Genomic DNA, 26,450 nt, shown 5'->3' on the forward strand with positions numbered 1-26,450 from the left:
GCTAGCGTTCATCCTGAGCCAGGATCAAACTCTCCATTGTAAAGAAGTTTTGATACTGACTAATTTCTCTCGAAATCAATCGGATCGTTTTAAATTATGTTTAGCTTTAACATTACCTGTGTTTGAACCTAAGCATCACTACTTAGATTCGTGCTGTTGTTTCCATTCTTTCAAAGAACTTTTCAATCTCTAAAGATTGTTTGTCGATGCGTGAGATCCGATCCCAGTGGCCCTTTAGCCGTACATCTTTTATTTCAATTTTCTCAACTTCGCTTTCCGTTTGTTGCCCCGTTATCGTTGGGGTTGCAAAGGTAGCAAACTTTTCATTTCCACCAAATCTTTTTAAAGATTTTTTAAATTTTATTTTCCGAATTTATCAATAACAACTGCTATTGTATCGCTATAAAAATCAGTGGGAAATGATGTGTGTGAAAGAGCTTTTTATACATGCTTTCTATCAAAGCGGAGCGCAAAGGTAGGCGCTTTTTTCACACTTCCAATTTTTTTATTGGCTTATTTTAAAACAAAACGCTACAACCCTTTACAACAAAGGGTTGTAGCGTCAAAAATAATTATCAGGGAATAAACGTAATGGGGGTCAAAAGCCCTTCCGGGTATTGTACATTCATTAAAAACAGTCCCTGGGGAGGTACTGCAAAGTCGGCTTTTGTACAGTCTTTACGCTCTATCGCCTCCCGGAACTGATCCATGGAAAGCTTTCCCCGCCCTACTCTCAGCATAGTACCTACCAATCCACGCACCATTCCACGCAGGAAGCGGTTAGCTGTAACGTTATAGACTATACGCTCGCCTTCCACTGTCCAGGAAGACTCCATGATCTTACATATATAAGTCTTTACCTGGGTATTGCGCTTGGAGAAGGTGGTAAAGTCGCTGTAGGTTTTAATCACCGCAGCAGCCTCCTGCAACGCAGCGATATCCATTTTATAAGGAAAGAAGTAACCCCTGTCTTTCATAAACGGATCTTTATGCGTATATAAAGTATACTCGTATGACCGCGACAGTGCGGCAAAGCGGGAATTAGCGTCCGGAGGTACCTGGTATATTCCCCTCAACACGATATCATCCGGCAGGATGGCATTGATCTTATATAAAAACTGTGGGTGCAGCGGCACTGCCGTATCAAAATGCAGGAAGTTCTGCCGCGCATTTACGCCGGCATCCGTTCTGCTGGAGCCCGTGCTCATGATGGTATCTCTCAGCAACAGGCTCAAAGCCCTGTCTATTTCGGCTTGCACGGTATGCGAATTTTCCTGCACCTGGAAGCCGCTGTACTGCGCCCCATTGTAACCCACTTCTATAAAGTACCTGTTCATATCGGGGGCGAAAATAAAGAATTACGAATTACCAATAATGAATTACGGAGTTGTGAGTAGACGATCTCTTATCCGTCTACCTACAACTCCGTAACAATATAATGTGGCTACTACCGGCTATTTATGCAGCATGGCCCGGAATCTTCCCCTGTAGTAATCATCTATCAGGATATTCTCCAGTGAACCATATTTTTCGGTATCATATGTTTTGGGATAAGCCGCATCCAGTAAACGATAGCGGGTATCATCGGCCGTGAGCAGGGACGCCAGGGTTTTCACCTGTGCTGTTTCCAGGCAATAGTTCCGCGTTTGTTTCATAAACACGTCGATCATGCTATTGTCTGTTTTGGCGGCAGCAAACTTCCGCAACACTTTACGAAAGGTAGCTTCATCCATGATATTAGTACAATCTGAATTCAGCAGACGGGACTCAGATGATTTCTTCTTAGCCGCAGGTTCTTCTGCCGCCACTGCAGCGCCTACCGGGGCCCCGGCAGCATCCATTTCCACCTCATCGCTATGTTTCTTTTTCTTCTTGCTCTTTACCGGTGCTTCGTCAGAACGGGGAGCCATTACGCCATAACCGCTGGAATCATCCGTGATAACGTTGGCCGGGTGTTCCGTATCATCGAAGATTTTACTCCGTTTCTTCTTCTTCGGGGCAGGCTGATCTTCCGCAGGCACAGGTGTTGCTTCCACCGGTACTTCTACCACCACCGGCACCGGTACAGCTACTGCGGCGTCTTTAGCAGCAACAGGAGCCGCTGGTGATTTATCATCCTGGAACTCGATAAAATCAGGATCTCCTTCTCTCTGTTTATGCTTCTTCTGTTTCTTTACAGGTGCTTCTTCCGTGGCGGCTTTGGCGGCATCGGCAGCAGCGGCTTCGCTGGCAGCGGTTTTATTCTCTTCTGCCATTACTTCGGTCAGGAGCGCCTGTTCTTCTTCTGTTAAGGGTTCCCGGGCGCCTTTATGTTTCCGGCCCTTGCCTTTCTTCGCTTCCGGCTCGTCCACAGCAGGTGCTGTTGCAGGCTGCGCAGGCACTGGCGTAGCGGCTACTTCCGGTTCCGGCTCATTTCTATCATCTCCGCTTACCACCACTTTATCTAAAGCGGACGAAAAGCTATTTCCTTTATTGGCAGCTGGTTTCACGGGGTTAGCAGGCTTATTCGGGCCAGTTACCACTGCTTTATCTGCAAAAGTGGTTTCCAGGTCTTTCTGGAGGTTAGCCATCATTTCTTTTTTGGCTGTATCTGGAACAGGAGCTGTTGTATCTGCTTCCACTGGCGTTGCCGGAGCTGGCGTTTCAGTGGCGGCGGTTTGCACCGCAGTGCCCTCTTCTGATTTTATTTCGCGGAATGACTGCAGATCATATAATGAATAGGCGGCATCCCCTGATTTCTTTAGCAGGAAGCCCTGATCATTTTTAGCGATCCTCAGGTCAAACTTTACTTCGGGCGACTCATTTTTCGGGAAACCCACGGTAATAGGAGTCGTTCCACTGCTGAGCTGTGGCAGGATAATATAGCCTCGTTCCGTGGAACTCAACACCTGGCCATTATATTTTACATAAAATGGCTGCCCCTTCTCGCTCTGAATATATACGTAGTGATGCTGTACCTGCGCCCATGCCTGGCTGCAAAGTAACAGGCACACCCAAACGAATGTTACTGTCCTGAATCTGAGATGCATACTATAGATTGGTATAAAAAAACTGTCCCTGTGCAAATATTATTCCAGCACGATCAGCACCTCGCCTTTTTCCACGGCGGTGCGTTCTGCCACTTTTATTTCTTTCACGACCGCATCTGCTGTGGCCTTAAATACATTTTCCATTTTCATAGCCTCCAGGATCAATACCGGATCGCCTTTATGGATAGCCTGCCCCGGAGTTACCAGTACCTTCAGTACCAGTCCTGGCATGGGCGCTTTAATATCATTCACCTTCCTGGTCATGGCATCTTTGATGCCCATAGAGGCCAGTAACTGATCGATAGGTTCTTCAATAACGACTTCGAACACCTGTTGGTTTACTTGTAATACCACTGTCTTAGTGTCTTTCTCCATCTTTAATACCTGCGCCTGGTAACTATGGCCATCCATGATAACGCTATAATCGCCGTTAGGCAGTTGCGCGGCTGACCAATCTACTGCCTGGTTGTCGATGCTAACCTTTGTATCGTTATTCACGGCAAATGTAGATTTGCCATTCACTATTGCTTTGATCATAATGCTGTTTTATTGGCCAGTAACCATAACAAAAATAGCATTTTTAACCACTTACCTCATATTTAGCCCATTTGTTTAAATTTGGCTCTTTAAAATCGGTCAAGCCGATACATTTGTTTAAAACCATCTTTTACATGAATCAACATCTGAAGCAATCCCTTATAGGAATGCTGATTGGAGGAATGGCCGGACTGGGATTTTCAAATTCCCTGATGGCCCAGTCTGAGAAAGCTGCCCAGGACGACCCCGTACTAAAAATCTACCGCGCTTCTGCCACTAAAGTGAACGATCTGGTACATACCAAGCTGGATGTACGTTTTGACTATGCCAAAAGATACCTGTATGGTAAGGCCTGGATTACCCTGAAACCTCACTTCTATGCCACCGATTCCCTTACGCTCGATGCCAAAGGCATGGATATCAAGGAAGTAGCCCTGGTAAAAGCTGGTAAAAATAATCCCCTGAAATACAGTTATGATGGCATGCAGCTGCACATTGCACTGGACAAGCAATACAAGCCAACTGAATCTTACATTATACATATTAACTATACGGCCAAGCCCGATGAGCTCAAAGTGAAAGGTAGCGCGGCTATCAGCGACGCCAAAGGATTATATTTTATCAATCCCGATGGAAAAGATCCCAATAAGCCCACCCAGATATGGACTCAGGGCGAAACTGAAAGCTCTTCCGCCTGGTTTCCGACCATCGATAAAACCAACCAGAAGTGTACTGAGGAAATCAGCATGACGGTGGAAAATAAATATGTGACCCTTTCCAATGGCAAGCTGGTAAGCCAGAAACGTAATGCCGATGGCACCCGCACCGATACCTGGAAAATGGATCTTCCCCACTCTCCCTATCTTTTTATGATGGCCGTAGGTGATTATGCCATTATAAAAGACAGCTGGCGCGGGAAAGAGGTGAACTACTATGTAGAGAAGCCTTTTGAGAAATATGCTAAAAATATCTTTGGCAATACCCCGGAAATGCTGACCTTCTATTCCAAAATACTGGGATATGATTATCCCTGGGTGAAGTATTCACAGATTACCGGCCGCGATTACGTTTCTGGCGCTATGGAAAATACCACAGCAACCCTGCATGGTGAATTCATGCAGAAAACAGACCGGGAACTGCTCGACAACAACAACTATAATGAATGCGTTATTGCGCACGAGCTGTTTCACCACTGGTTTGGCGACCTCGCTACTGCCGAGTCCTGGAGCAACCTGACCGTCAACGAATCTTTTGCCGACTACAGCGAATACCTGTGGCTGGAACATAAATACGGTAAAGATGCCGCTGATGAACATAGCATGGAAGCGGCGCAATCCTATATGTCGATGGTACAATATTCCGGCGACAAAGACCTGGTACGTTTTCACTACCGCGACCGGGAAGACATGTTTGACCAGATTACCTACCAGAAAGGCGGCCGTATCCTGAATATGCTGCGTTATGCAGTAGGCGATTCCGCTTTCTTTAAATCGTTGAACCTGTACCTGAAAACCAACGCCTTCAAAGCAACAGAAGCGCATCAGCTACGCCTGGCCTTTGAAGAAGTAACGGGACGTGATATGAACTGGTTCTTCAATGAGTGGTATTTTGGTAAAGGTTTTCCGCAACTGGATATCAGCTACAAATACAACGACGCCGCTAAAACAGTGACCATTATCTTACAACAGATTCAAAAAGAGGCTAAAGTATGGCAGATCCCTATGGCCATTGATATTTATGAGAACGGTAAAGTAGCCCGTCATAATATCTTTATGGAAAACAGGGTTGATTCATTTACTTATGCTTATTTCGTAAAGCCTGACCTGGTAAATGTAGATGCAGATAAAGTGGTATTGTCTAAAGTAGATGATCACCGCTCCTTCAGCACCTATCTGTATCAATACGCCCATGCGCCTAACTACCTGGATCGCCGCCAGGCTATCGACGAAGCAGGAGAGGCGCAGGCTTCCAATCCTGATGCCGTGAAGCTTTTACAGGCTGCCTTAAAAGATAAGTATCATGGCTTGAGAAGCTACACAATTGGTAAGCTGAACATGAGCAACAGCGCTGTAAAGGCAGCCACATTGCCTATCGTGGTGGAACTGGCCAAGAACGATCCCAGCGCCCTGGTACGTGCCGCTGCATTACAACAGCTGGCAGAGTTAAAGAGTGTGGAATATGCCCCGCTGTTTGAAGCAGCCACCAAAGACAAATCCTATGGCGTAGAAGCTGCCGGCCTGGAAGGCTTATCTGCACTGGACCTGGATAAAGCATATACCATTGCCAAGCAACTGGAAAGCGATACCAAAGGTAAACTGGTAGGCGCTATCGCCAGTGTGTACGCAAGAAAAGGGAATGCAGCAGATATCGGTTTTGTAGCTACTAAATTTGATGAAACCAGCGGCCAGGACAAGCTGAATGCTGCCTTCGACTACCTGGGTTTCTTATCCAAGATCAGCAATACCGATGCGGTAGTTAAGGGAGTAGACCAGGTGAAAGCCATGACGGCCCAGTTCAACAATCCGCAGGTAAACACCTACATCAGCAACTGGATGCAGGAAATTAGCAAAAACAAAGCCCAGGAAGCTACTGCGGTTAGCGGCGCCAACAGGGATGAGTTGACTAAGCAGGCAGACTATCTGCGTAAAGCAGCGGAAACGATCAGAACTGCTATTAAAGAGTAAATAATATTACTATAAAAAGATCGGGGGAGATGGAAACGGCTAGCCGCTTTCATCTCCCCCGACCTTTTTATAACTGTGCAACGATATTATCTCTCTACATTTACCAGGGCCTGTGTTTCATGATCCCAGCACCAGGTATTATCAGAAAGCCGAACGCCACCCAGCCAGCGGTGTTCCAACGAACAATAATCGAGGTAATTTTCTTCTTCATTGAGTATTTCCTTTCCCAGGCTGGTTATCTTCAGCATCTGGTCATTTTCTTCCAGCACGCCTGCGCGTACCATACGGTTTACCAGGATATCGAGCTGAAAATTGGTGAAGCCAAAGATTTCCAATTCGTTCCAGAAAAGCGTGTACAGATCGTACCAGCGATAACTGCCCAGGGCGAGGCGAAGGAGGAAATAGCTCTCGATCACGCTCAGGCCGGTGATACTATCAGGAAATCGTTTCAGGTGTGCGATAATAGCTACGGGCAGGTGACGGAGATTACCGGGGAATCTTTTACTGATGTTTTCCAACTCCTTTGGTGAATGTTGGCACCAGGCATCCCATACGTCGATAGCCAGCGCAAGGTCATCGGCGTTTAGCCGCACCCGTTGTTTAAATACCTGGGCCAGGACTTCGGGTGATGACGGGTGATGTGGGAGATCAACAATACTGACAGGTGGCGCCTGGGGGAGTTTAATGTTGATATAGTGGAGAAGGAATATCATGTTGACCTGGCAAAACAGGTCGTATTCAAACCAGAGTATAATTTCATCTGTACCGGAGCTGAAGGAATCCAGCTTCTCCAGCTCCTGCACTACATTCGTATAATAAGTATGTTTATCAATACCGTATTGGTATTCGAGGTGTTTGGCCCTGCTTTCAAAAAACACAGCGAGGTCTTTTGTATACTTTACTTTGCCTTCGCACATCATTTCCCGGCATACTACCACTTCTCCCGGCACCTCGCTTTGCCGGAACAAGGTAAGGATCGCATCTCCATTTAACACATTCAGGTATGACATAAAATAATTTTCAAGCTTTACCAGCTACCACTGGCACCTCCGCCACCTCCGGAACCTCCTCCGAAGCCACCGAAGCCGCCGCCGCCTCCACCACCAGACCAGCCGCCGCCGCCACCGCCGCCACCAAACATACCGCTACCGATCACTGGCCAAATCCAGCCACCACGCCTGTTATAAGTGGTTCCACCACCACCGCCGCCGCCACCGCGACTGATAAGTGAAACGATGATGACAATCAACAGGATGAGCAGGAAAACGCCCCCGGGGCTAATGCCAGGCTTGCTTTGCCGTGGATCAGCCTTATATTCTCCCGCTGCAGCTTTGACGATCCCATCAACTGCCGCATTTAATCCTTCATAATAGCGTCCTTCCCGGAAGTTGGGTTTAATGGCCTGGTTAATGATATCATTGGCGATTGCATCTGGCACAACGCCTTCCATGCCGTAGCCTGTTTCAATCCTGATCTTCCTGTCTTCAACTGAAACAAGAATAAGTATTCCATTGTTCTTACCTTTTGTACCAATTCCCCAATCGCGTAAAATTTTTAACGACACCTGGCTAATGTCGTACTCGCCCACAGATTTGAGGGTGACGATCGCGATCTGGGTGGAGGTACTGTCGTAATAGGCGACTAACTTTTGTTCGAGCGCATCATCTTCATTTTTCAACAGTACACCTGCAAAGTCGTTGACTAAAGTTGGAGGATTAGGCCGGGGCGGTATATTCTGGGCATTCGCCAGCAAACCCGCCATCATTAATAATCCCGGTAAAAACCAGCGTAGTATCCTCATTGTATCAAAGCTAAAATCGTTAAAAAGAGTGGTCGTCAGATATTAAAGACGATATCATCGGGTAGTTCATTCTCATCGTTGCCGGCTTCGTGTGGAAAGTGGGTACGTAGCGAGCTTCCTATCTCCTCAATACAGGCTTCAATGCCATCAATAATACGGTTATCCTGGAAATGGCTGATGAGGAGTGCTGCTTCCTTTGCCCAAAAGTCATCGCCTACCTTTTCGTGAATTCCCTGGTCGCCGAGAATGGCAAACTGCCGGTCTTTAATGGCCACGTATACCAATACACCATTGCGGAGCCGCGTTTTTCCCATATCGAGCGACACAAAGGCTTCTTTGGCCCTATCCATCGGGTTTACGTAGCTGCAGTGGCTTTCCACGAACAACCTGATTTCGCCGGAGGTAAGCCGTTCGGCTACCCGTATTGCCTGCACTAATCTGTTCTTCTCCGGCTCGGAAAAAATTTCTTTTCTTTTAAAAGGGAATAAGCGCATGCCTGGTATTTTTTGGGGACCGGCCGGCAACAAATCAAAGAGAGATGCAGCCGGCCGGGAGCCTTTATTTGGGTAGTATTAGAATTTCACCTGTGGTGCGTTCTCTGAACCAGCAGACGCCTCGAAATAACCTTTCTGTTTGAAACCAGTGATGCCGGCGATGATATTACCGGGGAAGGTACGTACAGAGCTGTTATATCCGTTTACCGCCTGGTTGAAATCATTCCGGGCTACGTTGATCCTGTTTTCGGTGCCTTCCAGTTGTACCTGCAGGTTCTGGAAGTTGGCATTTGCTTTCAGGTCGGGATAGCTTTCAGACACGGCGAGTAAACGGCCGAGCGCCTGGCTTAACTGACCTTGAGCAGCCTGGTATTGTTGTATTTTTTCCGGGCTCAGGTCATTTACGTCTACCTTTACCTGGGTAGCACTGGCACGGGCCTGGATTACTTTTTCCAGTGTTTCAGTTTCGAAGTTTGCAGCTCCTTTTACAGTAGCTACGAGGTTAGGAATCAGGTCAGCGCGGCGTTGGTAGCTACTTTGCACCACTCCCCATTTATTCTTCACGTTTTCGTCCTGGTTCACCAATCCGTTGTACTTATTACAACCTCCACAACCTGCCATAGCTAGAATTACGAGTACTACAATAACAATAACTCCTTTTTTCATCTGGATTAAATTTAGAATTTTAAGTGCCGGCAAATGAGCAAAACGCATTCCCATTTTCCGCATTGCCGGTGTAACTAGTTGTTTTCATCGGTAAAGACAGTTGAAAAAGCGGTAAAACCACTCTTTTCACGCCTACACGAAAATATGGAAACTCAGCCACTAAATAGCTATTGGATAAGGAAACGGCAATTTTTTAAAAAAGTTCAGTCATCCTTGAAATATTCGTCATAAAACAGTATGTTTATATGTACCTTTGCTAAGTAATAAACGTTGAACGTTTTACAATATGATTTTAGGGTGAATGAGGCAGAATGGATACAAAATCGATATTAAAAGTTTCATTGTTTCTAACTCATTTATTATCAATAACTTGGAACTAAGTCTGCTTAAATGAGTGCACAACACATCCATATACTCTATATTGATGATGAAATACACAATCTGAATGCCTTTAAAGCTTCATTCAGAAGGATGTACCACGTGGTAACTGCCACCTCTGCGGAAGAAGCAGAAAAGTTACTGGCAGAGCAGGAATTTCACATCATTATCTCGGATCAGCGTATGCCCAAAACCACCGGGATTGAGTTTTTTGAGTCCATATTGGAAAAGTACCCCGAACCCATCCGCATGTTACTCACTGGCTATGCTGACATTAATGCTGTGGTAGACGCGATCAATAAAGGACAGGTATACAAGTATTTCTCCAAACCCTGGAACGAAGAGGAGCTGAAGCATAATATTGACAAAGCTTATGAGGTATATGCGCTCCGTAAAGAAAACAAAGAATTGACCGCCAAACTGCTGGATGTAAACCAGCAACTGGAATTCCTGGTAAGACAGAAGTTGATTTCCTGATTATTTCCCACTGCAGTGACTTGAATGGTTTGCTTCCAACCGAAGCAAGCCAGTCTTTTATCTGCCTGTATTTGCCGGCTTCCGTTTATCAAAATCCCCTGGTACCGAATTTCTGAATGTTGATTTTCCGTTAACTTGCACCACATTGTAAACTTAATCATACCTGAAACATGCAAGTTTGGAAAGATTACCAGGCAGAGAATAAAGATCGTTTCCTGGAGGAATTACTGGAACTGTTGCGCATTCCTTCTGTGAGTGCCGACTCCCGTTTTAATGGAGATACACAACGTTGTGCAGAAGCGGTGAAACAGCGTTTGCAGGAAGCAGGCGCCGACAAAGTAGAAGTGTGTCAGACTGCAGGTCACCCTATCGTTTACGGAGAAAAAATAATAGATCCTTCCTTACCCACCGTACTGGTATATGGCCATTACGATGTACAGCCCGCAGATCCGCTGGAACTGTGGCATAGCGGTCCGTTTGAACCCGTTATCAAAGACGGTAATATATACGCCCGCGGCAGTGCCGACGATAAAGGCCAGTTTTACATGCATGTAAAGGCTTTTGAAACCATGCACAAAACCAACTCAATTCCCTGCAATATCAAATTTATGATTGAAGGGGAAGAAGAAGTAGGTTCCGCCAACCTGGGTATTTTCCTGGAACAAAATAAAGAGCGCCTGAAAGCAGATGTAGTATTGATTTCAGACACCTCCATGATTAGCCTGGATACACCTTCCATTGATACCGGCCTGCGTGGCCTGGCTTATATGGAAGTAGAAGTAACCGGCCCTAACCGCGACCTGCACAGTGGTGTATATGGTGGCGCCGTAGCCAACCCCGCCACTATCCTCGCTAAAATGATCGCTTCCCTGCACGACGAAAACAATCACATTACCATCCCTGGTTTCTACGATAAAGTACAGGAATTGAGCGCCGATGAAAGAGCAGCCCTCAACTCCGCACCATTCGACGAAGCAGCATACAAGCAAGACCTGGGCATCGCTGATGTGTGGGGAGAAAAAGGATATAGCACTATCGAGAGAACCGGCATCCGTCCTACCCTGGAAGTGAACGGTATCTGGGGAGGTTACACTGGCGAAGGATCTAAGACCGTATTGCCTTCCAAAGCATTTGCAAAAATATCTATGCGCCTCGTGCCTAACCAGGACTGGCATGAAATATCTGACCTGTTCACCAAACACTTCGAAGCCATTGCGCCTAAGAGTGTAAAAGTGAAAGTGACCAAACATCATGGAGGTAGTCCGTATGTAACACCTACTGATTCTGTTGCATTTAAAGCTGCCCATGAAGCCATCAATACTACCTTTGGTAAAGCGCCTATTCCTGTTCGTGGTGGCGGTAGTATTCCAATTGTAGCTCTGTTTGAAAAAACACTGGGACTGAAAACAGTATTGATGGGTTTTGGCCTCGACAGCGACAACCTGCATTCTCCCAACGAGAAGTATGGTTTAGCAAACTATTACAAAGGCATTGAAACCATTCCGTACTTCCACAAGTACTTTGCGGAACTGGCGAAGAAATAGCCTTTGGCTACGCAGCTCCCCGCTGATAGCGGAGAGCTGCGTAGGCTAAACGTTAAAAGCTTATCACATGAGTAACACTGAAAAAGTACGCGTTGATAAATACCTCTGGTCTATCAGGGTTTTTAAAACCCGCAGCCAGGCCGCCGATGCCTGCGATAGCGGTAAAGTGAAAATGAACGGTTCATCCGTAAAAGCTGCCAAACCTGTAGCGATAGGCGATAAATTCGAAATCAGGGGAGAAGCCCGTAAATGGGCGATTGAAGTAGTGGGTATCATTTCCAACCGGGTAGCCTACTCAGAAGCCATTAAATATTATACCGACAATACCCCCGACGAAGATAAACTCGCCCCCGCCTATGTTCCATCTGTATTCCAGACTGGTAAGCGCCAGAGTAAAATTGGCCGTCCTACCAAGAAAGACCGCAGAAGTATAGAAGGATTCATGGAAGGTGACGAGGAATAGCGTCTTATTCTAACTTATTTTGAAAGGTGTTCTTTGTGTGGCAAAGACACCTTTTTTGCACAAAATTAGCTATGATTACTCCTTCCGGCTGGTACATTTGTAGCCCCTACGCATTTTTCTACATTTTCTCACTTTTGCGTAGTAATTTTGCCACCTCATTCTTAAACTAAGGATTATCAATGCCTAAACAAAGCGACGTACTTGCTGCCGATTTCCTGGTGAAAATAGCAGAAGAATTTGGTACCCCGGTATACATATACCATGCGGAAAAGATTAAAACTCAATATGAAAAGCTGCAAAAGGCGTTTCATAAGGCCGACACCCGCTTTTTCTACGCCTGTAAGGCATTGACCAACATCAATATCCTTAAGTACGTCAATTCTATTGGTTGCGGCCTCGATACCGTATCCATCCAGGAAGTACAACTGGGCCTGAAAGCCGGGTTTGATCCTAAGAATATCATCTTTACCCCCAATTGCGTGGACCTGCAAGAGATTATTGCAGCGAAAGACCTGGGCGTAATTATCAACATCGACAACCTGTCTATCCTGGAGCAATTCGGGAATAAGTTCGGCGGCAGCTACCCGATCTCCATCCGCCTGAACCCACATATCATGGCAGGTGGTAACTTCAAAATCTCTACCGGCCATATTGATAGCAAGTTTGGTATTTCCATCCACCAGATGCGCCATATCGAGCGCATTATCAACTCTACCAAGCTGAAAGTAACGGGCCTGCACATGCACACCGGCTCTGAAATCAAAGACGTAGACGTGTTCCTGCGTGGTGTAGAAGTAATGCTGGAAATGGTACAACACTTCCCCGACCTGGAATCTATTGACCTGGGTAGCGGATTTAAAGTGGCTTACCAACAGGGCGACCCGGAAACCGATATTGATCTGCTTGGTAGAAAACTGAGCGAAGCATTCAACACCTTCGCCAAAACATACGTACGCCCGCTGCAGCTGTGGTTTGAGCCAGGAAAATTCCTGGTAAGCCAGTGTGGTTACTTCGTAGTAAAAGCCAACGTGATCAAACAAACTACTGCCAATGTATTTGTAGGGGTGAACTCCGGCTTTAACCACCTGATCAGACCTATGTTTTACGATGCTTTCCACCTGATCCGCAATATCTCCAACCCTAAAGGCACGGAGCGGATCTATACCGTAGTAGGAAACATCTGCGAAACAGACACCTTCGGATGGGATAGGAAAATTAATGAAGTGAGAGAAGGCGATTACCTGGTGTTCTATAACGCCGGCGCCTATGGTTTTGAAATGTCTTCCAACTTTAACTCCCGCCTGAAACCAGCGGAAGTATTAGTAAAAGAGGGTAAACCGCATCTGATCCGCAGACGCGATACCCTGGAAGACCTGCTGAAAAACCAGATCGAACTGCAATAATATATTATTTTTTCAAGGGATGTAGGTGATTGATTGCCATATCAACAACACTAAATACAATTTCCTGCATCCCTTGATACAATATTTCTCCTACCTTTACGTCTCCATTATTACCTCCTCTCTGTTATACCTGCACTGGTTATTGTAACTTGTATTAAGACATTTTTTTGCTGGCATTAAAAGAATAGCCTTTGGTTATAATTATACGTAGATATGAAAGTTTTAACTGCACACCCCGGCGTTTTTAACGATGATAAAGTAATTGAGTCCAATATATCATTCGTCCCATTCCTTAACTATCTGAAAGAGAAAGTAGGAAATGGAGATGATGCCCGTTCCTCTTTTTATCAACTGATCATTGACAAGTTTGAAAGCAACCCGGATATACTGAACCCCATCCCACCGGATGCGGACCTCAGCCAATACAAGGAATACCTGGATTTGTTGATTGCTGCCATTTTCCCGGTAACTACCGACTCGTCTACGGATATTTATGGTATGGGAGCTCCTTATAGATTTGCCATCTTCCATTATTCAGATCTTTTTAAACAGCTTTTCACCTCAGACGGAAAAGAACTAACCACCGTACCCGACGGTATTTCCCTGGCCCAGGTGAAGAAAGATAAAATGACCTGGCTCTACAAACTAATCCTGGAAAAGGTATTTCACTTTCCCATGAATTATAAAAACGATATTATCCACCGGGTCGAAACGCCCGATGGCATTAAGCGTTATGTGAAAGTGAATATCGATGCCCGGTTTGTAGATGTAAAAGTTAATGGATCAGTACCACACCTGGACTATAATCAGTTTTGTTCGAAACAAATTACGCCAGAAGCTTTACAACAGCTGCTTCCTACCCACCTGTTTTCCCTGGAAGGCTTTGTGATATGGACGGTAAAAGATGTGACCCAGTCTGAAACGCTGAACAACATCAAGAACCTGGTGATGAATATGCGCGCCAACAACGAGATTGACAGCTACCGGAGCCTGGAAAAAATGATTCCCACCATATTGGGGATTCCTGATATCACCGCGCACATGGTACCGTTTCCCAAGGTGAACGGTAAAAGCGTACTGGAAGAACAATTTTCCAACACTGATCCTATCTTAGGCATCGGCAACAAGAAACAGCAACAGCATTTCTTCCAGTTGATGCTGGAACATCTGCAACAGCACCCGGTTCCGCTGATTGTACCAGATGTGAATGAGGCCACGATCAACCCTCATCCTTTTCTTAAGTTCCTTCCAATTAAAAATATCAGGAGCTTTATCCTATGCCCTATCACCCATAAAAAGGAGATACTGGGCGTACTGGAATTAGCGTCCTCAGTTCCCAACCGCTTATCAGCAGAGCCGCTGTGGAAACTGCAAAACGCCTATCCCTTATTGGGACTGATGCTGAGTCGCAGTATGAACATCCTGGAAAACAGGCTGAACGAAGTGATTAAAGACCAGTTCACTGCCTTACAACCTTCTGTGGAATGGAAATTTGTGGATGAAGCATGGAATTATCTGCTCACTCCTCCGGAAGAACGAAAAGATATTGAAAGCATCAGCTTCGATGAAGTATATCCGTTGTATGGCGCTGTAGATATCCGCAACTCGTCTGTTCAGCAAGGCAACGCCATCCGGGAAGACCTGCAGGAGCAACTGGAGTTGATTCGTGATACGCTCGAAACAATCGGGCAAACCGTGCACCTACCATTGCTGGAAGAATTGCAGTTTAAAACAAACGACTTGTTGCAACATCTCAGCAATAGCTTGCAAGCCGGCGAAGACCTCAAGGTAAATGAGTTCATGGACCAGGAAATACAGCCAGTACTGGAACATCTCTGTGAAGGGAATGAAACACTGCAGCCCGTGCTGGAAAACTATTTCAAGAAGATAGATAAATCAGAGGGGCATGTATATCATCACAGGAGAGAGTATGAAGAAAGCCTCTCACATGTGAATACCGCTATCAGTCAATACCTGGAAAAAGAGAGATTATACATTCAGCAATCTTTCCCCTGTTATTTTGAAAAATACCGTACAGATGGCATAGAATATACTATCTACATCGGTCAGTCGATTGCGCAGGAAAAGAAGTTTGACCACCTGTATTTGCGCAATCTCCGCTTATGGCAACTTTCCTCAATGGCACATATCGCCAGGCTGACGCATAAACTGAACCCTAAGCTAAAAGTGCATCTGCAAACCACGCAAATGATATTGATGCATAGCGCACCTATTACGATCAGCTTCCGCAGTGATGAGCGCAGGTTTGATGTAGAAGGCGCCTATAATGTTCGCTACGAGATCATTAAAAAACGTATCGATAAAGTGCATATTAAAGATACCGGCGAAAGATTGACGCAGCCCGGTACCATTGCCATGGTATATTCTTATGCCCGCGAAATGGAAGAACTGAAAAAATACATCGCGTTCCTTCAAAGCAAAAAGATCCTGTTACCGGAAATTGAGGAAGTAGAATTGGAAGAATTACAGGGAGTGAGTGGCCTGAAAGCCTTGAGGGTAACTGTAAATATGGAAGAAGCCTAAACCTCGTCGCTATATAAAAAGAAAGGTCCCGCTGAGCGGGACCTTTTCATTAAAACTTAAACCCGAAGGTAACATAAGGCACCGTTTCCTCTTTGGAATGCCCTATCACCGCGGTAATGATCAGTGTATTGATAGGCGCCACGTAGATACCGCCGCCATAGCCATCGTGCCATACATGCGAGGTTTCTCCTTCCCGCCATACCCGGCCCACATCGTTGAAGGCAATCAATCCTACACCAGCAGGCAATATGTATGTTTTCAGGTCGAATAATTTCACCCTTATTTCTGTATTGTTGTACACGCTGGCATCGCCGGCAAACCTGAAATTGCGGTAGCCACGCAGGTTTTGGACTCCTCCTACTGTTAATGCCTGGAAGTATTCATAGTTCCCCCACAGCTTACCACCACCGAAACGGCTCACAATCACAAAGTTGGCAGGAATCCGGAAACTCATATAGAGGCTTAAATCCGACTGCAGCTGGGTAGTATTGTAGCTATTTCCATTCAACCCAAAATTTCCGGAATAGGTGGTCGTCCATAAAACGCCACGGGTGGGAATAATTTTACTATTACGCGTATCCAGCGTTGCTACCACTTTTCCACCGGCATAAGCTTTGTTGGCGTAGATGCCACCCGAATCGAGACCATTAGCTTTAAAATCTGTGATAAAACGATTCCCATTTTCATCTTTATCAAACGCGTAATTGGTAAAAGTAGGACCGTAAGCAATGTTGAAGTGATTGCTAAAGCTGGTCCTCAGCAATGCTTCCGCGTTATAGATATTAAACCGGGCGCGGTAATAGGAAATGGTTTTACCGTTAGATTTATCAAATTCTGTTTCATTGCCGAAGCCGAAAAAGTTGATCGTATTATTGGGCGCTTTGGCTCGTGCAAATAGCAGGAGGTCTGATTTCCCGATCAAGTCAGTGAATTCACCTTCGTAGCGGAAGTTCCAGGCGCGGGTAGCCAGCGCGTGGGTAGCGGTAAACAGGTGTTTCGATGAAAACGGCTCCCGGCGGAAAGCATGCCGGGTATCGGATAGTCCGAGTCCCAGTAATAAACCATCGTCGCGGTTATAGGCGCCAGCCAGCATAGGTACTGTTTTCTCGTACTGGAAGGCGTTTCTGTTATATCTGATATTCGCGGGATCGTTCGATAAACGGCGTTGTTCATTACGGGAGAGAGCAAACGTATCATTGCCGGTTCGCTGGTCGTATATACGTATCCGTTTGCCGGCCTTCACCGTAGTACTGTCGATATAGGTGTCGGCCTCGCGGCCACCCACCAGCCGTATGCGGATAGGCGTACCATGATCGCCTTTAATGACAAAGCGGTCGTTGCCTCCCATACCGTATACGTTCACTTCTTTGGTAACGGCCGGGTCGAAGGTACGGGAATAGATATTTTGCTTGATATTTCCTTTCTTGCTGATTTTAAAGATGTCCAGTGCAACTGCACCATTTTCCTGTTTATCGACCACAATCAGCTCATCTTTTTCTGTAGCCGGTACATCTACGCCTTTTGCCAGGAAGCGATAATATTTCATCATGTTTTTTTCCAGGATATCGCGGCGAACAGACAAACGATGTATCATCATCGGCCCTACCTGCGCCTTAACAGTATCCGGGAAAGCGTTTACAGCAGCCTGTATGACGCTATCGGTCATCTTCTTCAGAAATTTATCCGTTTGTTTCTTCCAGTCTTTTTCATCCAGCTCATTCATAAACGAGCGGTCAAAGTACCGGGCGCTGAACTGGAAGCCATTTACATCCGGGATGTTATCACGGAAACCTTGTATGCCCGGTAATATCCAGGGACGGGAAACCAGGCGCGGCAATACGCCCCCATTGATAAAAAATGCCTGGTCGCGGTCGCGGGGTACGGGGTAATAATAATCTTCTCCTTTGTGCGATTCTTTATACCAACGCCACTGATCATCATGACGGTCGAAATCCATAATATAGGTATCGAGTATACGTGCCCGTAGTACGGCTTTCTGATCTACATGTACATCATTATCTCCTAAAATTTTAGCCAGTACTTTGGGAGTACTGTAAGTTTTATCATTCTTCCCGGTCATGGGCTCCCTTTCTTCGAAGAGATATACTTCGTTACCAAAAGTGTTTGCGAAAACACCCAACGCGGTATCTGCCGGGAGATATACAAACGTAGGATTAGTATGAGGCACACCGGCAGCTTCGGCTAATACGCTTACCGCCAGAGCCGCATAGGGATTGGCCGCGGAGATCTGGTCCTGTACCACATCGCGGGCAACTGTTTCTCTCAGTAGTTCGGGTATGGCTGCCAAAGGGAACTTCTTTAACGAACGCATCGCGTACTCTGTACCGGTACTATCCTCCAGCCTGAGGGAGTGCGTTTGTTTGCCGCCTCCGCGTTGCAATACTTTCAAGCCTCCTTTGGCGGTAGCCAGGTTTAATACGGGGAAATTCAAAGGTGTAGCCCATACCTGGCGGTAGTTTTCGCCCAGGATGAATTTATGGAAACCACCGAAACGGTTGTATTGGGTATCTGCCGCCATCCTGACATAAGGCGGCAATTCAGCAGGCGTTTTGTACGTCATGGCCTGTGAAGAGATATCCTGCATGCGGAACAGGTTTTCGCTGAATACCGGCGTAGTACCGTTGTCGGCGAAATAATACTGTGTGCGTACCGTACCGTCAGACAGCAACTCTACGGTGCTGAAACCATTGTCAGTAGAAGCAAATTGTGATTTTGCGCCTTTTTTAACACGGTTATGCTTAGCGCCGCTTCCACTAACGATATAGGCATTTTGCTGATCCCTGATAAGCTGCAACGTATGATCATGCCCCGACACAAATACTACCGGGCCATGCGGTTTCAGCGCCTCTTCTACTCCTTTGATCATTTGCCGATACCGGGGATTGGGGATATCTTCCAGGCTGCCCAGTACTCCCCTGGCAAAAGGATAGATAGATCCTATAACGGGCAGTGGGATATAGAGTGAGGGCTTCAGGTCTGTTAGCGGGAAGATATGTTGCTTCAGTGTATAGTAGCCACCGTGAATGCCATAGCTGCGGAAAGGATGGTGCGTAGCAAAGATGATCAGCTTATTGCGGTTCAGTGCTACTATCTCCGACAGTTTCGTGAGGATTTCATCATTGTCTTTACAGTCACAGGAAGATTCCGCACCTGGCTTTTCATAGGGAAACACCCACCATTCACTATCCATAATAATAAGGGTAATGCTATCTGCTATTTTCACCTCTATCGGACCGGGGCAGCCATCTTTTGGCTCGAACTGCACGTTATCCAGGTGTTGGGAATCGACGTACCGTTGCTGGTTGCGGATAATATCCCAGCCATCCGGTTTGCTCTTATCCCAGTCATGGTTCCCGGGAATAATATAACCACGGGCGTTAGTCCCACGTACCAGGTTGATCTGGTAATCGAGAATTTCCTTCGCGGCCGGATATTTTGCGCTGGCTGAATCGGGCACCCCTCTGGGATATACGTTGTCGCCGAGGAAGAGGATGGTATTGTTGTTATCCTGGAGATTAAATGTTTTACGCACCGCGTCTACTACGGCATTATGCCCGTTGCTGTGCAGTTCGCCGGCATCTCCGATAAGGATGATACGCTTTACCACCGTAGGCGACTGTGCACTCACATTGCCATAGGCGAGAAAGAACAATACAATATAAAAAAGGATGGATCTGATCATTTGGACTTGTAAGTGAATTTAAGAATACTGGCGGCGCCATCGTAACCGCCTTCGTTAGAAATATACATATCGCCGTTAGGTGCAAAATCAATACCCTCTGGTTGCAGGAACAAGCGGTGTTTCAGGTTGTATGCTTCCTGTACATGGCCTTGCAGGTCGGCAATGACCAGCAGTCCATTTACTGAGGCTACCATATATAATCTTTTTTCTATCGGGTGAATAGCGGCGGCCGATGGTTTAAAGAAGCGCATGTCTGACCCCACCAGTCGGGCTATTTCCCGGGCATCGAAATGATAGATGGCGGTAGTATCAAATGCTTTGGAGGCCAGGTCGAAACGGTAAGCGCTGGTAATTCCCAGCTTTTTATCGTCTTCACAATTCTTACATATCATCACGATACTGTTCCTGGCACTGTCGTAGTAGGTGGTTTCGAACTCCCGTTTACCTTGCTTTTCCAATTTATAGTGATCGCTATAAACGCTGTCGGTAAACAATCCATGTACATGATACAGCGAGCCGCTGCTCTTTAATACAAACCATCCGCTGTCAGTACGACAAATATCTTCATAGTCGCCGTTTTTAGCGAACTTATAATACGGGTAAGGCTTGGTAGCTACCACATCTACCTGGTAAACCCTGCCCTCTTCGTCGTTAATCGCCATGATCTTATGTTCATCCGGGAATAGTACAATCCCGGAAATTTCCTGCATGGATTCCCGCAGCCGGTAACGCACCGGCTCTTTTAAATCATATCCTGGTGGAGAGGAATACACTTTTTGTTCCCTGTCGCTAAAAGCATTGCATGACAGTAAGAAGAGGAGAAAGATTAACCCGATCCGGACATCCATAGTGTAACTTTATAGCATAAATTTAACTCAAAAATGCAGTAACTTAGGTTGAATTTGTGAATTGTAATACCGGAAACAGCGAATATGCCGTTATAGTCCATGAAAAAACGGCATTCACCGTTCCTTATCTTAATTTTTTCTCTTCCTTATGCAAAACAATATTATCATAGATGCAGCCCGGGATTATGTGCTGAGCCAATACCAGCAGCATCCGCATCCCAACCTGGTATATCATAACCTGGTTCACACCCAACAGGTAGTGCAGGCTGCTGCACAAATAGCCGCCCATTACCGTTTGCAGGACGATGAACTACTGGCTGTATACGTAGCTGCCTGGTTTCATGATGCTGGCTATTTAATAGGGGAAGGCAAAGTACACGAGGAAAACGGCGCACAGGAAGCCCTCCGGTTTTTACAGGAACAACAGGTCCCTGAAAAGGTTCAGTCGATGGTACAAGGAGCTATCCTGGCCACCAAAATGCCGCAGTCGCCCCATACCCTGGTAGAACAGATTGTTTGCGATGCCGACCTATCCCACCTGGGTTCCAAAGAATTTGCCGACCGCAACAAACTCCTGCGTCAGGAACTACAGCTTACCTACCAGAGAGATATCCCGGCCATCAACTGGCTCACCAACAATATTGCCTTTCTAACCGAGCATCACTACTGGACCGATTATGCCCAGACGTTATTCAAACAGCAGAAAGACGAAAACCTGGCTAAACTGAAAAAGAAGCTGGAGAAAAAAACAGCAGAAGTCACAGAGGAAGCCACCATCGCGTCCGTTGATACCGGTACTGCCCCGCTTAAAGCGCAGGAAAAAATTAAAAAAGATAAGACCAAGAAGCCGGAAAGAGGAGTAGAAACGATGTTCAGAACCACTTCTACCAATCATATCCGTCTCAGCTCTATGGCCGACAGCAAAGCACATATCATGATTTCAGTCAACTCGATCATCATCTCCGTGATATTGAGTGTACTGGTAAGGCGATTGGAAGATTATCCCAATATGATCATTCCTTCCATTATCTTCCTCACCACGGCAGTGCTAACCGTTATCTTCTCTGTATTGGCTACCCGCCCGAATGTAACCAGTGGCGTATTTACCAAAACAGATATAGAAAAGAAAGATGCCAACCTGCTATTTTTTGGCAACTTCTACAAAATGCACCTGGAAGAATACCAATGGGGCATGAAGCAAATGATGAACGACTCCGACTTCCTGTATAGCAGCATGACCCGCGACATTTACTACCTGGGAGTAGTATTGGGGCATAAATACAAGCTGCTGCGCATTTCCTATAATATCTTCATGTTCGGATTAATTATTTCCGTCCTTGCATTTTTGATAGCAGCTATTTTCTTCCCGGTAAAAGCATAATGATTCATGGGTATTCCTTTATATAACCGCGATCTGAGCTGGTTATCGTTTAACTACCGGGTGCTGCAAATGGCGGCGGACCAACAGGTACCGCTATACGAACGCATTAAATTCTTGTCCATTTTTTCTTCAAACCTGGATGAATTTTTCCGGGTAAGAATGCCGGCTGTATTGACTATTAACAAAGTGTTAGAGCAAGATCCTGCTGCCGGCGAAAATGAGTCTATCAGCAGTAGTACGTTGTCGGAAGTACTACAGGAAATAAACCGGCAGCAACAGGAATACGGTCAGATCTTTACTGGCAGCGTATTACCCGACCTGCTGGCACGTGGGGTACAGTTGTATTATAACCAGCCCTTAACCGCCACTCACCAGGCATTTACAAAAAATTATTTTCTCAGCACTATACTGGCTTATTTACAACCGGTGTGGTTGAACGGGAAACCGAAGAAACTATTCCTGGAAAATAATGCGCTTTATTTTGCGGTAACGCTGATCCCGGGAAACCGCCCGGAGTCGCAGGAATATGCCATAGTAAATATACCAGCATCGTTGCCTCGCTTCCTGCAACTGCCATCCATTGATGGTGTGCATTATATCGCCTTCCTGGATGATATCATACGTACCCATCTCGCATATATCTTTCCGGGATATACGGTGGAAAACTGCCATAGCATTAAGCTCACCCGTAATGCGGAAATGGATATGGATGAAGTGAAGGGAGATATTCTGGAAGAAGTAGAAACGTTTATCCGTAAACGTGAGTTGGGTGTACCTACCCGCTTCTTGTACGATGCCACTACCCCTTTATCACTGTTACATTTCCTGGCCGGGCAATTTGATATCCGGGATGATGAGTTGGTACCAGGTGGCCGTTATCATAACCTGAAAGACCTGGCAGATCTTCCCGCTCCCGCAGGACTAACGGAGATCAGTTATCCCAGAGTGACTCCTGCGGAGAACAAAACAGCAGCGGCTACCGACCGGTTACTGGACCTTGTACTGCAGCAGGACCTGCTGGTACATCTCCCCTATCAGCGTTACGATTATGTGCTGCGTTTCTTCAGTGAAGCCGCGCTGGATCCCGATGTAGCGGAAATATATGTTACCTTGTATCGCATTGCCTCCGGGTCGCAGATCGCCCAGGCACTGATCAGTGCAGCGCAAAACGGCAAAAAAGTAACTGTATTCGTGGAGCTAAAAGCCCGGTTCGATGAGGCCAACAATATCCGTTGGGCCAAGAAAATGAAAGATGCCGGCGTGAAACTGATCTATAGTATCCCTGGCATGAAGGTGCATGCTAAAACCGCGCTGGTAAAGCGCAACAGGGGTTATCAATGGGATTATTGCGGACTCATAGCTACCGGCAATTTCAACGAAAGCACCGCCCGTTTTTATACCGATCATGTTTTGTTTACCTCCCACACAGGTATTACCAGGGAGATGGAACTGCTGTTCCTCTACCTGCAAAGCAGGGAACAACCACTGGCCTACGATTTTTTACGGTTCGAACATCTGCTGGTGGCGCAGTTTAACATGACGGAGCGTTTCACCAGCCTGATAGACCGGGAAATTATACACGCCAGGGAAGGCAAGCCTGCCCATATCATCATCAAGATAAATAACCTCCAGGAAAGAGGGATGATCAGCAAACTGTATGAAGCCAGTGAGGCGGGTGTACAGATAAACCTGGTGGTGAGAAGCATTAACTGCCTGGTACCCGATATTCCGGAGAGCCGGAATATCCGCATTATCCGGATTGTAGACCGCTACCTGGAACACGCCCGCATATTTATCTTCCACAACAATAACCAGGAGGAAGTATATATGGGTTCTGCCGACTGGATGAATCGCAACCTCCATCGCCGCATTGAAGTATGTGTACCCGTATATGATGCCGCCCTGCAACAACAGCTGAAAGACATTGTACAATTACAGCTGAAAGACCCTCGCCATGCGCAGGAAGCGATCAGCGCGTATGTGCAAAATATAATGTAAATTAGATATCCTGAATGATTAGTTTTTTATGAAGAAGTATGTTTGGACACTACTATTGAGTATTGCCTTTGCTATTCCAGCTACTCAGGCACAAACCCATGACCTGGAACACATCTATAATCCTGCTGCCGATGCCAAAACAGATATTGCTGCTGCGGTTAAAAAAGCGGCGGCAGAAAATAAGCACGTACTGTTACAGGTGGGCGGCAACTGGTGTATCTGGTGCAAAAGGCTGTATAAGTTTATTGAGGACGACGCAGAGCTGAAAGCTGCCATGAACAATAACTATGAGGTATATCACCTCAACTACAGCAAGGAGAACAAAAATCTGCCGATACTGAAAGAACTTGGATTTCCACAGCGTTTCGGGTTCCCGGTGCTGGTAGTGCTGGATGCCAAAGGAAACCGGCTGCATACGCAAAACACCGGCCTGCTGGAATCCGCTGATACTTATGATAAGAAGAAAGTATTGGAATTTCTGAAACAGTGGTCGCCCGGCGCCCTGCTCCCCTCCCATTACGTTAACGAATAATATCGTCATGAATACCGGCATAACCACTTTTAACACGGATGCTGTGCAATCTTTTCAAAAGTTTGCGCGGCATCCGTTTAAGTTTTCCGCCTACCTGTTTTGGAAGCTGCCTGCTGCGTGGTTGTCGGGCGTTAGACTGCAATCACTGGACACTGATACCTGCGTTACATCCGTGCCTTATCGCTGGTTATCGCAAAATCCTTTCCGTTCCACTTATTTCGCCTGCCTGGCTATGGCCGCAGAGCTGAGTACTGGTTTGCCAGCCCTGATGTACGCCAGTGGTGCCCCCAGGCGTGTATCCATGCTGGTTACCGGCATGGAATCGACCTTTGTAAAAAAGGCGACCGGCCTTACTTCGTTTACCTGTGCAGAACTGCCACTGTTGAGAGCTACCCTGGAAAGAGCGCTGAACAATAATACCGCCGAAACAGTTACCCTTCATAGTGAAGGCAGGGATAAAGACGGCATACTAATTGCCTCTTTCGCCATCACCTGGTCGTTTAAAAGTAAATCGTAAACGGTGAACCCTTTCACCTTAAAACACTGATATGAAAATTGCATTTCATGGCGCAGCACGCACCGTTACCGGATCAAAACATCTGATCACACTTAAGAATGGCAAAAAGATTTTATTAGACTGCGGAATGTTCCAGGGAATGGGACAAGAGACCGACGCCATGAACAGGGACTTTGGTTTTGAGCCTCACGACATTACCTACATGGTGCTGTCTCATGCGCATATCGATCACTCCGGGCTGATTCCACGACTGGTTAAAATGGGGTATAGCGGCCATATCTATTGTACGCCAGCTACCCGCGACATGACAGAAATCCTGTTGATGGACTCAGCTGAAATACAAGAGGACGATGTAAAATTCACCAACAAGAAAATGGCCAAAGAAGGGCTTCCCTATGTACAACCGCTGTACAGTGTGGAAGACGCCAAAATAGCCATTCGTTCTTTACAGCCCATGGGCTATAATACCTGGACCAATATCGACCCGGATATTCAACTTATGTTTACAGATGCAGGCCACATTGTAGGCGCAGCATCTGTACATCTGCGTATCACAGAAAACGGTAAAACAGAACAAATATCCTTTAGTGGAGATATTGGCCGCTACAACGATGCTATTCTGAAGTCGCCCGCCACGTTCCCACAGGCAGATTATATCCTGATAGAATCTACATATGGCAGCACACTTCACGCTGATGCAGCCCCTGCAGATGATGAACTGCTTCGTTATATCCGCGAAACGTGCGTAGAAAAAAGAGGAAAATTAATTATCCCTGCTTTCAGCGTAGGTCGCACCCAGGAACTGCTCTATGCGCTCAACAATGCACAGCTCAAAGGTACCCTGCCTAAAGTAGATATCTTCGTGGACAGCCCGCTGTCTACAGAAGCTACCGCGGTTACCAAAGCCCACCCGGAAGTATTTAACAAGGAAGTAGCCAATATCCTGAAAACAGACGACGATCCATTTGATTTTCCCGGATTGCGCTACATAAAATCTGTTGACGAATCCAAAGCACTCAACTTCCGCAAGGAACCCTGCGTGATCATCTCTGCTTCAGGCATGGCCGAAGCCGGCCGTGTGAAACATCATATTGCCAACAATATTGACGAGCCACAAAATACCATCCTGATCGTGGGCTATTGCGAGCCGCAATCACTGGGCGGACGCCTGATGCGTGGCGCCAAAGAAGTGTCTATCTACGGTAGCCGCTATGAAGTAAAGGCGGAAGTAGGCGTTATCCGCTCTATGAGTGCGCATGGCGACTATGAAGATTTAAGCCAGTGGCTGGCCTGCCAGGATCCCCGGGAAGTGAAAAAACTATTCCTGGTACACGGCGAGTACGATGTACAACAAATATTCAGAAACTGGTTACTGAAAAAAGGCTTCCTGGATATTGAAATTCCGGAAAGACATTCCGAAATCGGTTTAGGTTAATAATCACGCAAAGCAA

20 protein-coding genes are annotated in these 26,450 nt (G+C 46.3%); 11 read left to right on the forward strand and 9 right to left on the reverse strand.

The features are described from left to right. Positions 1-575 precede the first annotated feature (575 nt). The 3 genes from truA to HGH91_RS28505 form a co-directional block, all read right to left on the reverse strand. Positions 576-1,337, reverse strand: coding sequence for a tRNA pseudouridine(38-40) synthase TruA (truA, locus tag HGH91_RS28495; RefSeq protein WP_168742660.1), 762 nt, complete (start codon positions 1,335-1,337; stop codon positions 576-578). A gap of 117 nt (positions 1,338-1,454) precedes the next feature. Further along, positions 1,455-3,029 carry a DUF4476 domain-containing protein gene (locus HGH91_RS28500; RefSeq protein WP_168742661.1) on the reverse strand — a complete coding sequence of 525 codons (1,575 nt, stop codon included), beginning with the start codon at positions 3,027-3,029 and terminating at the stop codon, positions 1,455-1,457. A gap of 39 nt (positions 3,030-3,068) precedes the next feature. Next, positions 3,069-3,566, reverse strand: a complete 498-nt coding sequence (locus tag HGH91_RS28505) for a biotin/lipoyl-containing protein (RefSeq protein ID WP_168742662.1) — start codon at positions 3,564-3,566, stop codon at positions 3,069-3,071. A 134-nt stretch (positions 3,567-3,700) separates the two neighbouring features. On the opposite strand from HGH91_RS28505, the gene HGH91_RS28510 reads away from it, so the two are divergent. Continuing rightward, on the forward strand, positions 3,701-6,250 hold the full coding sequence (locus tag HGH91_RS28510; RefSeq protein ID WP_168742663.1) for a M1 family metallopeptidase: 2,550 nt from the start codon (positions 3,701-3,703) through the stop codon (positions 6,248-6,250). 86 nt (positions 6,251-6,336) lie between these two features. Here HGH91_RS28510 and HGH91_RS28515 read toward each other — a convergent pair whose 3' ends face one another. The 4 genes from HGH91_RS28515 to HGH91_RS28530 form a co-directional block, all read right to left on the reverse strand. Next, positions 6,337-7,260, reverse strand: a complete 924-nt coding sequence (locus HGH91_RS28515; protein WP_168742664.1) for a hypothetical protein — start codon at positions 7,258-7,260, stop codon at positions 6,337-6,339. A gap of 17 nt (positions 7,261-7,277) precedes the next feature. Then, a complete protein-coding gene (locus HGH91_RS31460) occupies positions 7,278-8,051 on the reverse strand; it encodes a TPM domain-containing protein (RefSeq protein WP_211092462.1) in 774 nt (257 codons plus the stop codon). Between the two features lie 35 nt (positions 8,052-8,086). After that, a complete protein-coding gene (locus HGH91_RS28525) occupies positions 8,087-8,545 on the reverse strand; it encodes a TPM domain-containing protein (protein ID WP_168742665.1) in 459 nt (152 codons plus the stop codon). A gap of 78 nt (positions 8,546-8,623) precedes the next feature. Then, on the reverse strand, positions 8,624-9,211 hold the full coding sequence (locus HGH91_RS28530) for a LemA family protein (RefSeq protein WP_168742666.1): 588 nt from the start codon (positions 9,209-9,211) through the stop codon (positions 8,624-8,626). 390 nt (positions 9,212-9,601) lie between these two features. On the opposite strand from HGH91_RS28530, the gene HGH91_RS28535 reads away from it, so the two are divergent. The 5 genes from HGH91_RS28535 (at position 9,602) to HGH91_RS28555 (ending at position 16,020) form a co-directional block, all read left to right on the forward strand. Further along, on the forward strand, positions 9,602-10,066 hold the full coding sequence (locus tag HGH91_RS28535; RefSeq protein ID WP_168742667.1) for a response regulator: 465 nt from the start codon (positions 9,602-9,604) through the stop codon (positions 10,064-10,066). Positions 10,067-10,236: 170 nt separating this feature from the next. Next, entirely contained in the window at positions 10,237-11,610 is a 1,374-nt protein-coding gene (locus HGH91_RS28540) for a dipeptidase (RefSeq protein ID WP_168742668.1), read from the forward strand. Positions 11,611-11,677: 67 nt separating this feature from the next. Beyond that, positions 11,678-12,073, forward strand: coding sequence for an RNA-binding S4 domain-containing protein (locus tag HGH91_RS28545; protein WP_168742669.1), 396 nt, complete (start codon positions 11,678-11,680; stop codon positions 12,071-12,073). 179 nt (positions 12,074-12,252) lie between these two features. Further along, positions 12,253-13,476: a diaminopimelate decarboxylase gene (lysA, locus tag HGH91_RS28550; protein ID WP_168742670.1), complete on the forward strand. Its 1,224-nt coding sequence runs from the start codon at positions 12,253-12,255 to the stop codon at positions 13,474-13,476. 213 nt (positions 13,477-13,689) lie between these two features. Continuing rightward, positions 13,690-16,020, forward strand: a complete 2,331-nt coding sequence (locus tag HGH91_RS28555) for a GAF domain-containing protein (RefSeq protein ID WP_168742671.1) — start codon at positions 13,690-13,692, stop codon at positions 16,018-16,020. 49 nt (positions 16,021-16,069) lie between these two features. On the opposite strand, the gene HGH91_RS28560 is transcribed toward HGH91_RS28555, so the two are convergent. Then, complete coding sequence (locus tag HGH91_RS28560) at positions 16,070-19,723, reverse strand: BamA/TamA family outer membrane protein (protein ID WP_168742672.1); 3,654 nt, start codon at positions 19,721-19,723, stop codon at positions 16,070-16,072. Continuing rightward, a complete protein-coding gene (locus HGH91_RS28565; protein ID WP_168742673.1) occupies positions 19,720-20,571 on the reverse strand; it encodes a hypothetical protein in 852 nt (283 codons plus the stop codon). Before HGH91_RS28565 ends, HGH91_RS28560 begins: the two co-directional genes overlap by 4 nt. Positions 20,572-20,719: 148 nt before the next feature. Here HGH91_RS28565 and HGH91_RS28570 point away from each other — a divergent pair, with 148 nt between their 5' ends. Genes HGH91_RS28570 through HGH91_RS28590 form a run of 5 tightly spaced genes read left to right on the forward strand, consistent with a single transcriptional unit; the run spans position 20,720 to position 26,434 of the window. After that, on the forward strand, positions 20,720-21,952 hold the full coding sequence (locus tag HGH91_RS28570) for a Pycsar system effector family protein (protein ID WP_168742674.1): 1,233 nt from the start codon (positions 20,720-20,722) through the stop codon (positions 21,950-21,952). 6 nt (positions 21,953-21,958) lie between these two features. Further along, positions 21,959-23,950: a polyphosphate kinase 1 gene (ppk1, locus tag HGH91_RS28575; RefSeq protein ID WP_168742675.1), complete on the forward strand. Its 1,992-nt coding sequence runs from the start codon at positions 21,959-21,961 to the stop codon at positions 23,948-23,950. Between the two features lie 28 nt (positions 23,951-23,978). After that, entirely contained in the window at positions 23,979-24,482 is a 504-nt protein-coding gene (locus tag HGH91_RS28580; protein ID WP_168742676.1) for a thioredoxin family protein, read from the forward strand. A 7-nt stretch (positions 24,483-24,489) separates the two neighbouring features. Further along, the gene (locus tag HGH91_RS28585) at positions 24,490-24,999 is read left to right on the forward strand and encodes a DUF4442 domain-containing protein (protein ID WP_168742677.1); all 510 of its coding nucleotides are present in this window, start codon (positions 24,490-24,492) and stop codon (positions 24,997-24,999) included. Between the two features lie 31 nt (positions 25,000-25,030). Next, complete coding sequence (locus tag HGH91_RS28590) at positions 25,031-26,434, forward strand: MBL fold metallo-hydrolase RNA specificity domain-containing protein (RefSeq protein WP_168742678.1); 1,404 nt, start codon at positions 25,031-25,033, stop codon at positions 26,432-26,434. The last annotated feature ends 16 nt before the right edge of the window (positions 26,435-26,450 follow it).

Source organism: Chitinophaga eiseniae (assembly GCF_012641265.1).
Classification (GTDB): Bacteria; Bacteroidota; Bacteroidia; order Chitinophagales; family Chitinophagaceae; genus Chitinophaga; species Chitinophaga eiseniae_A.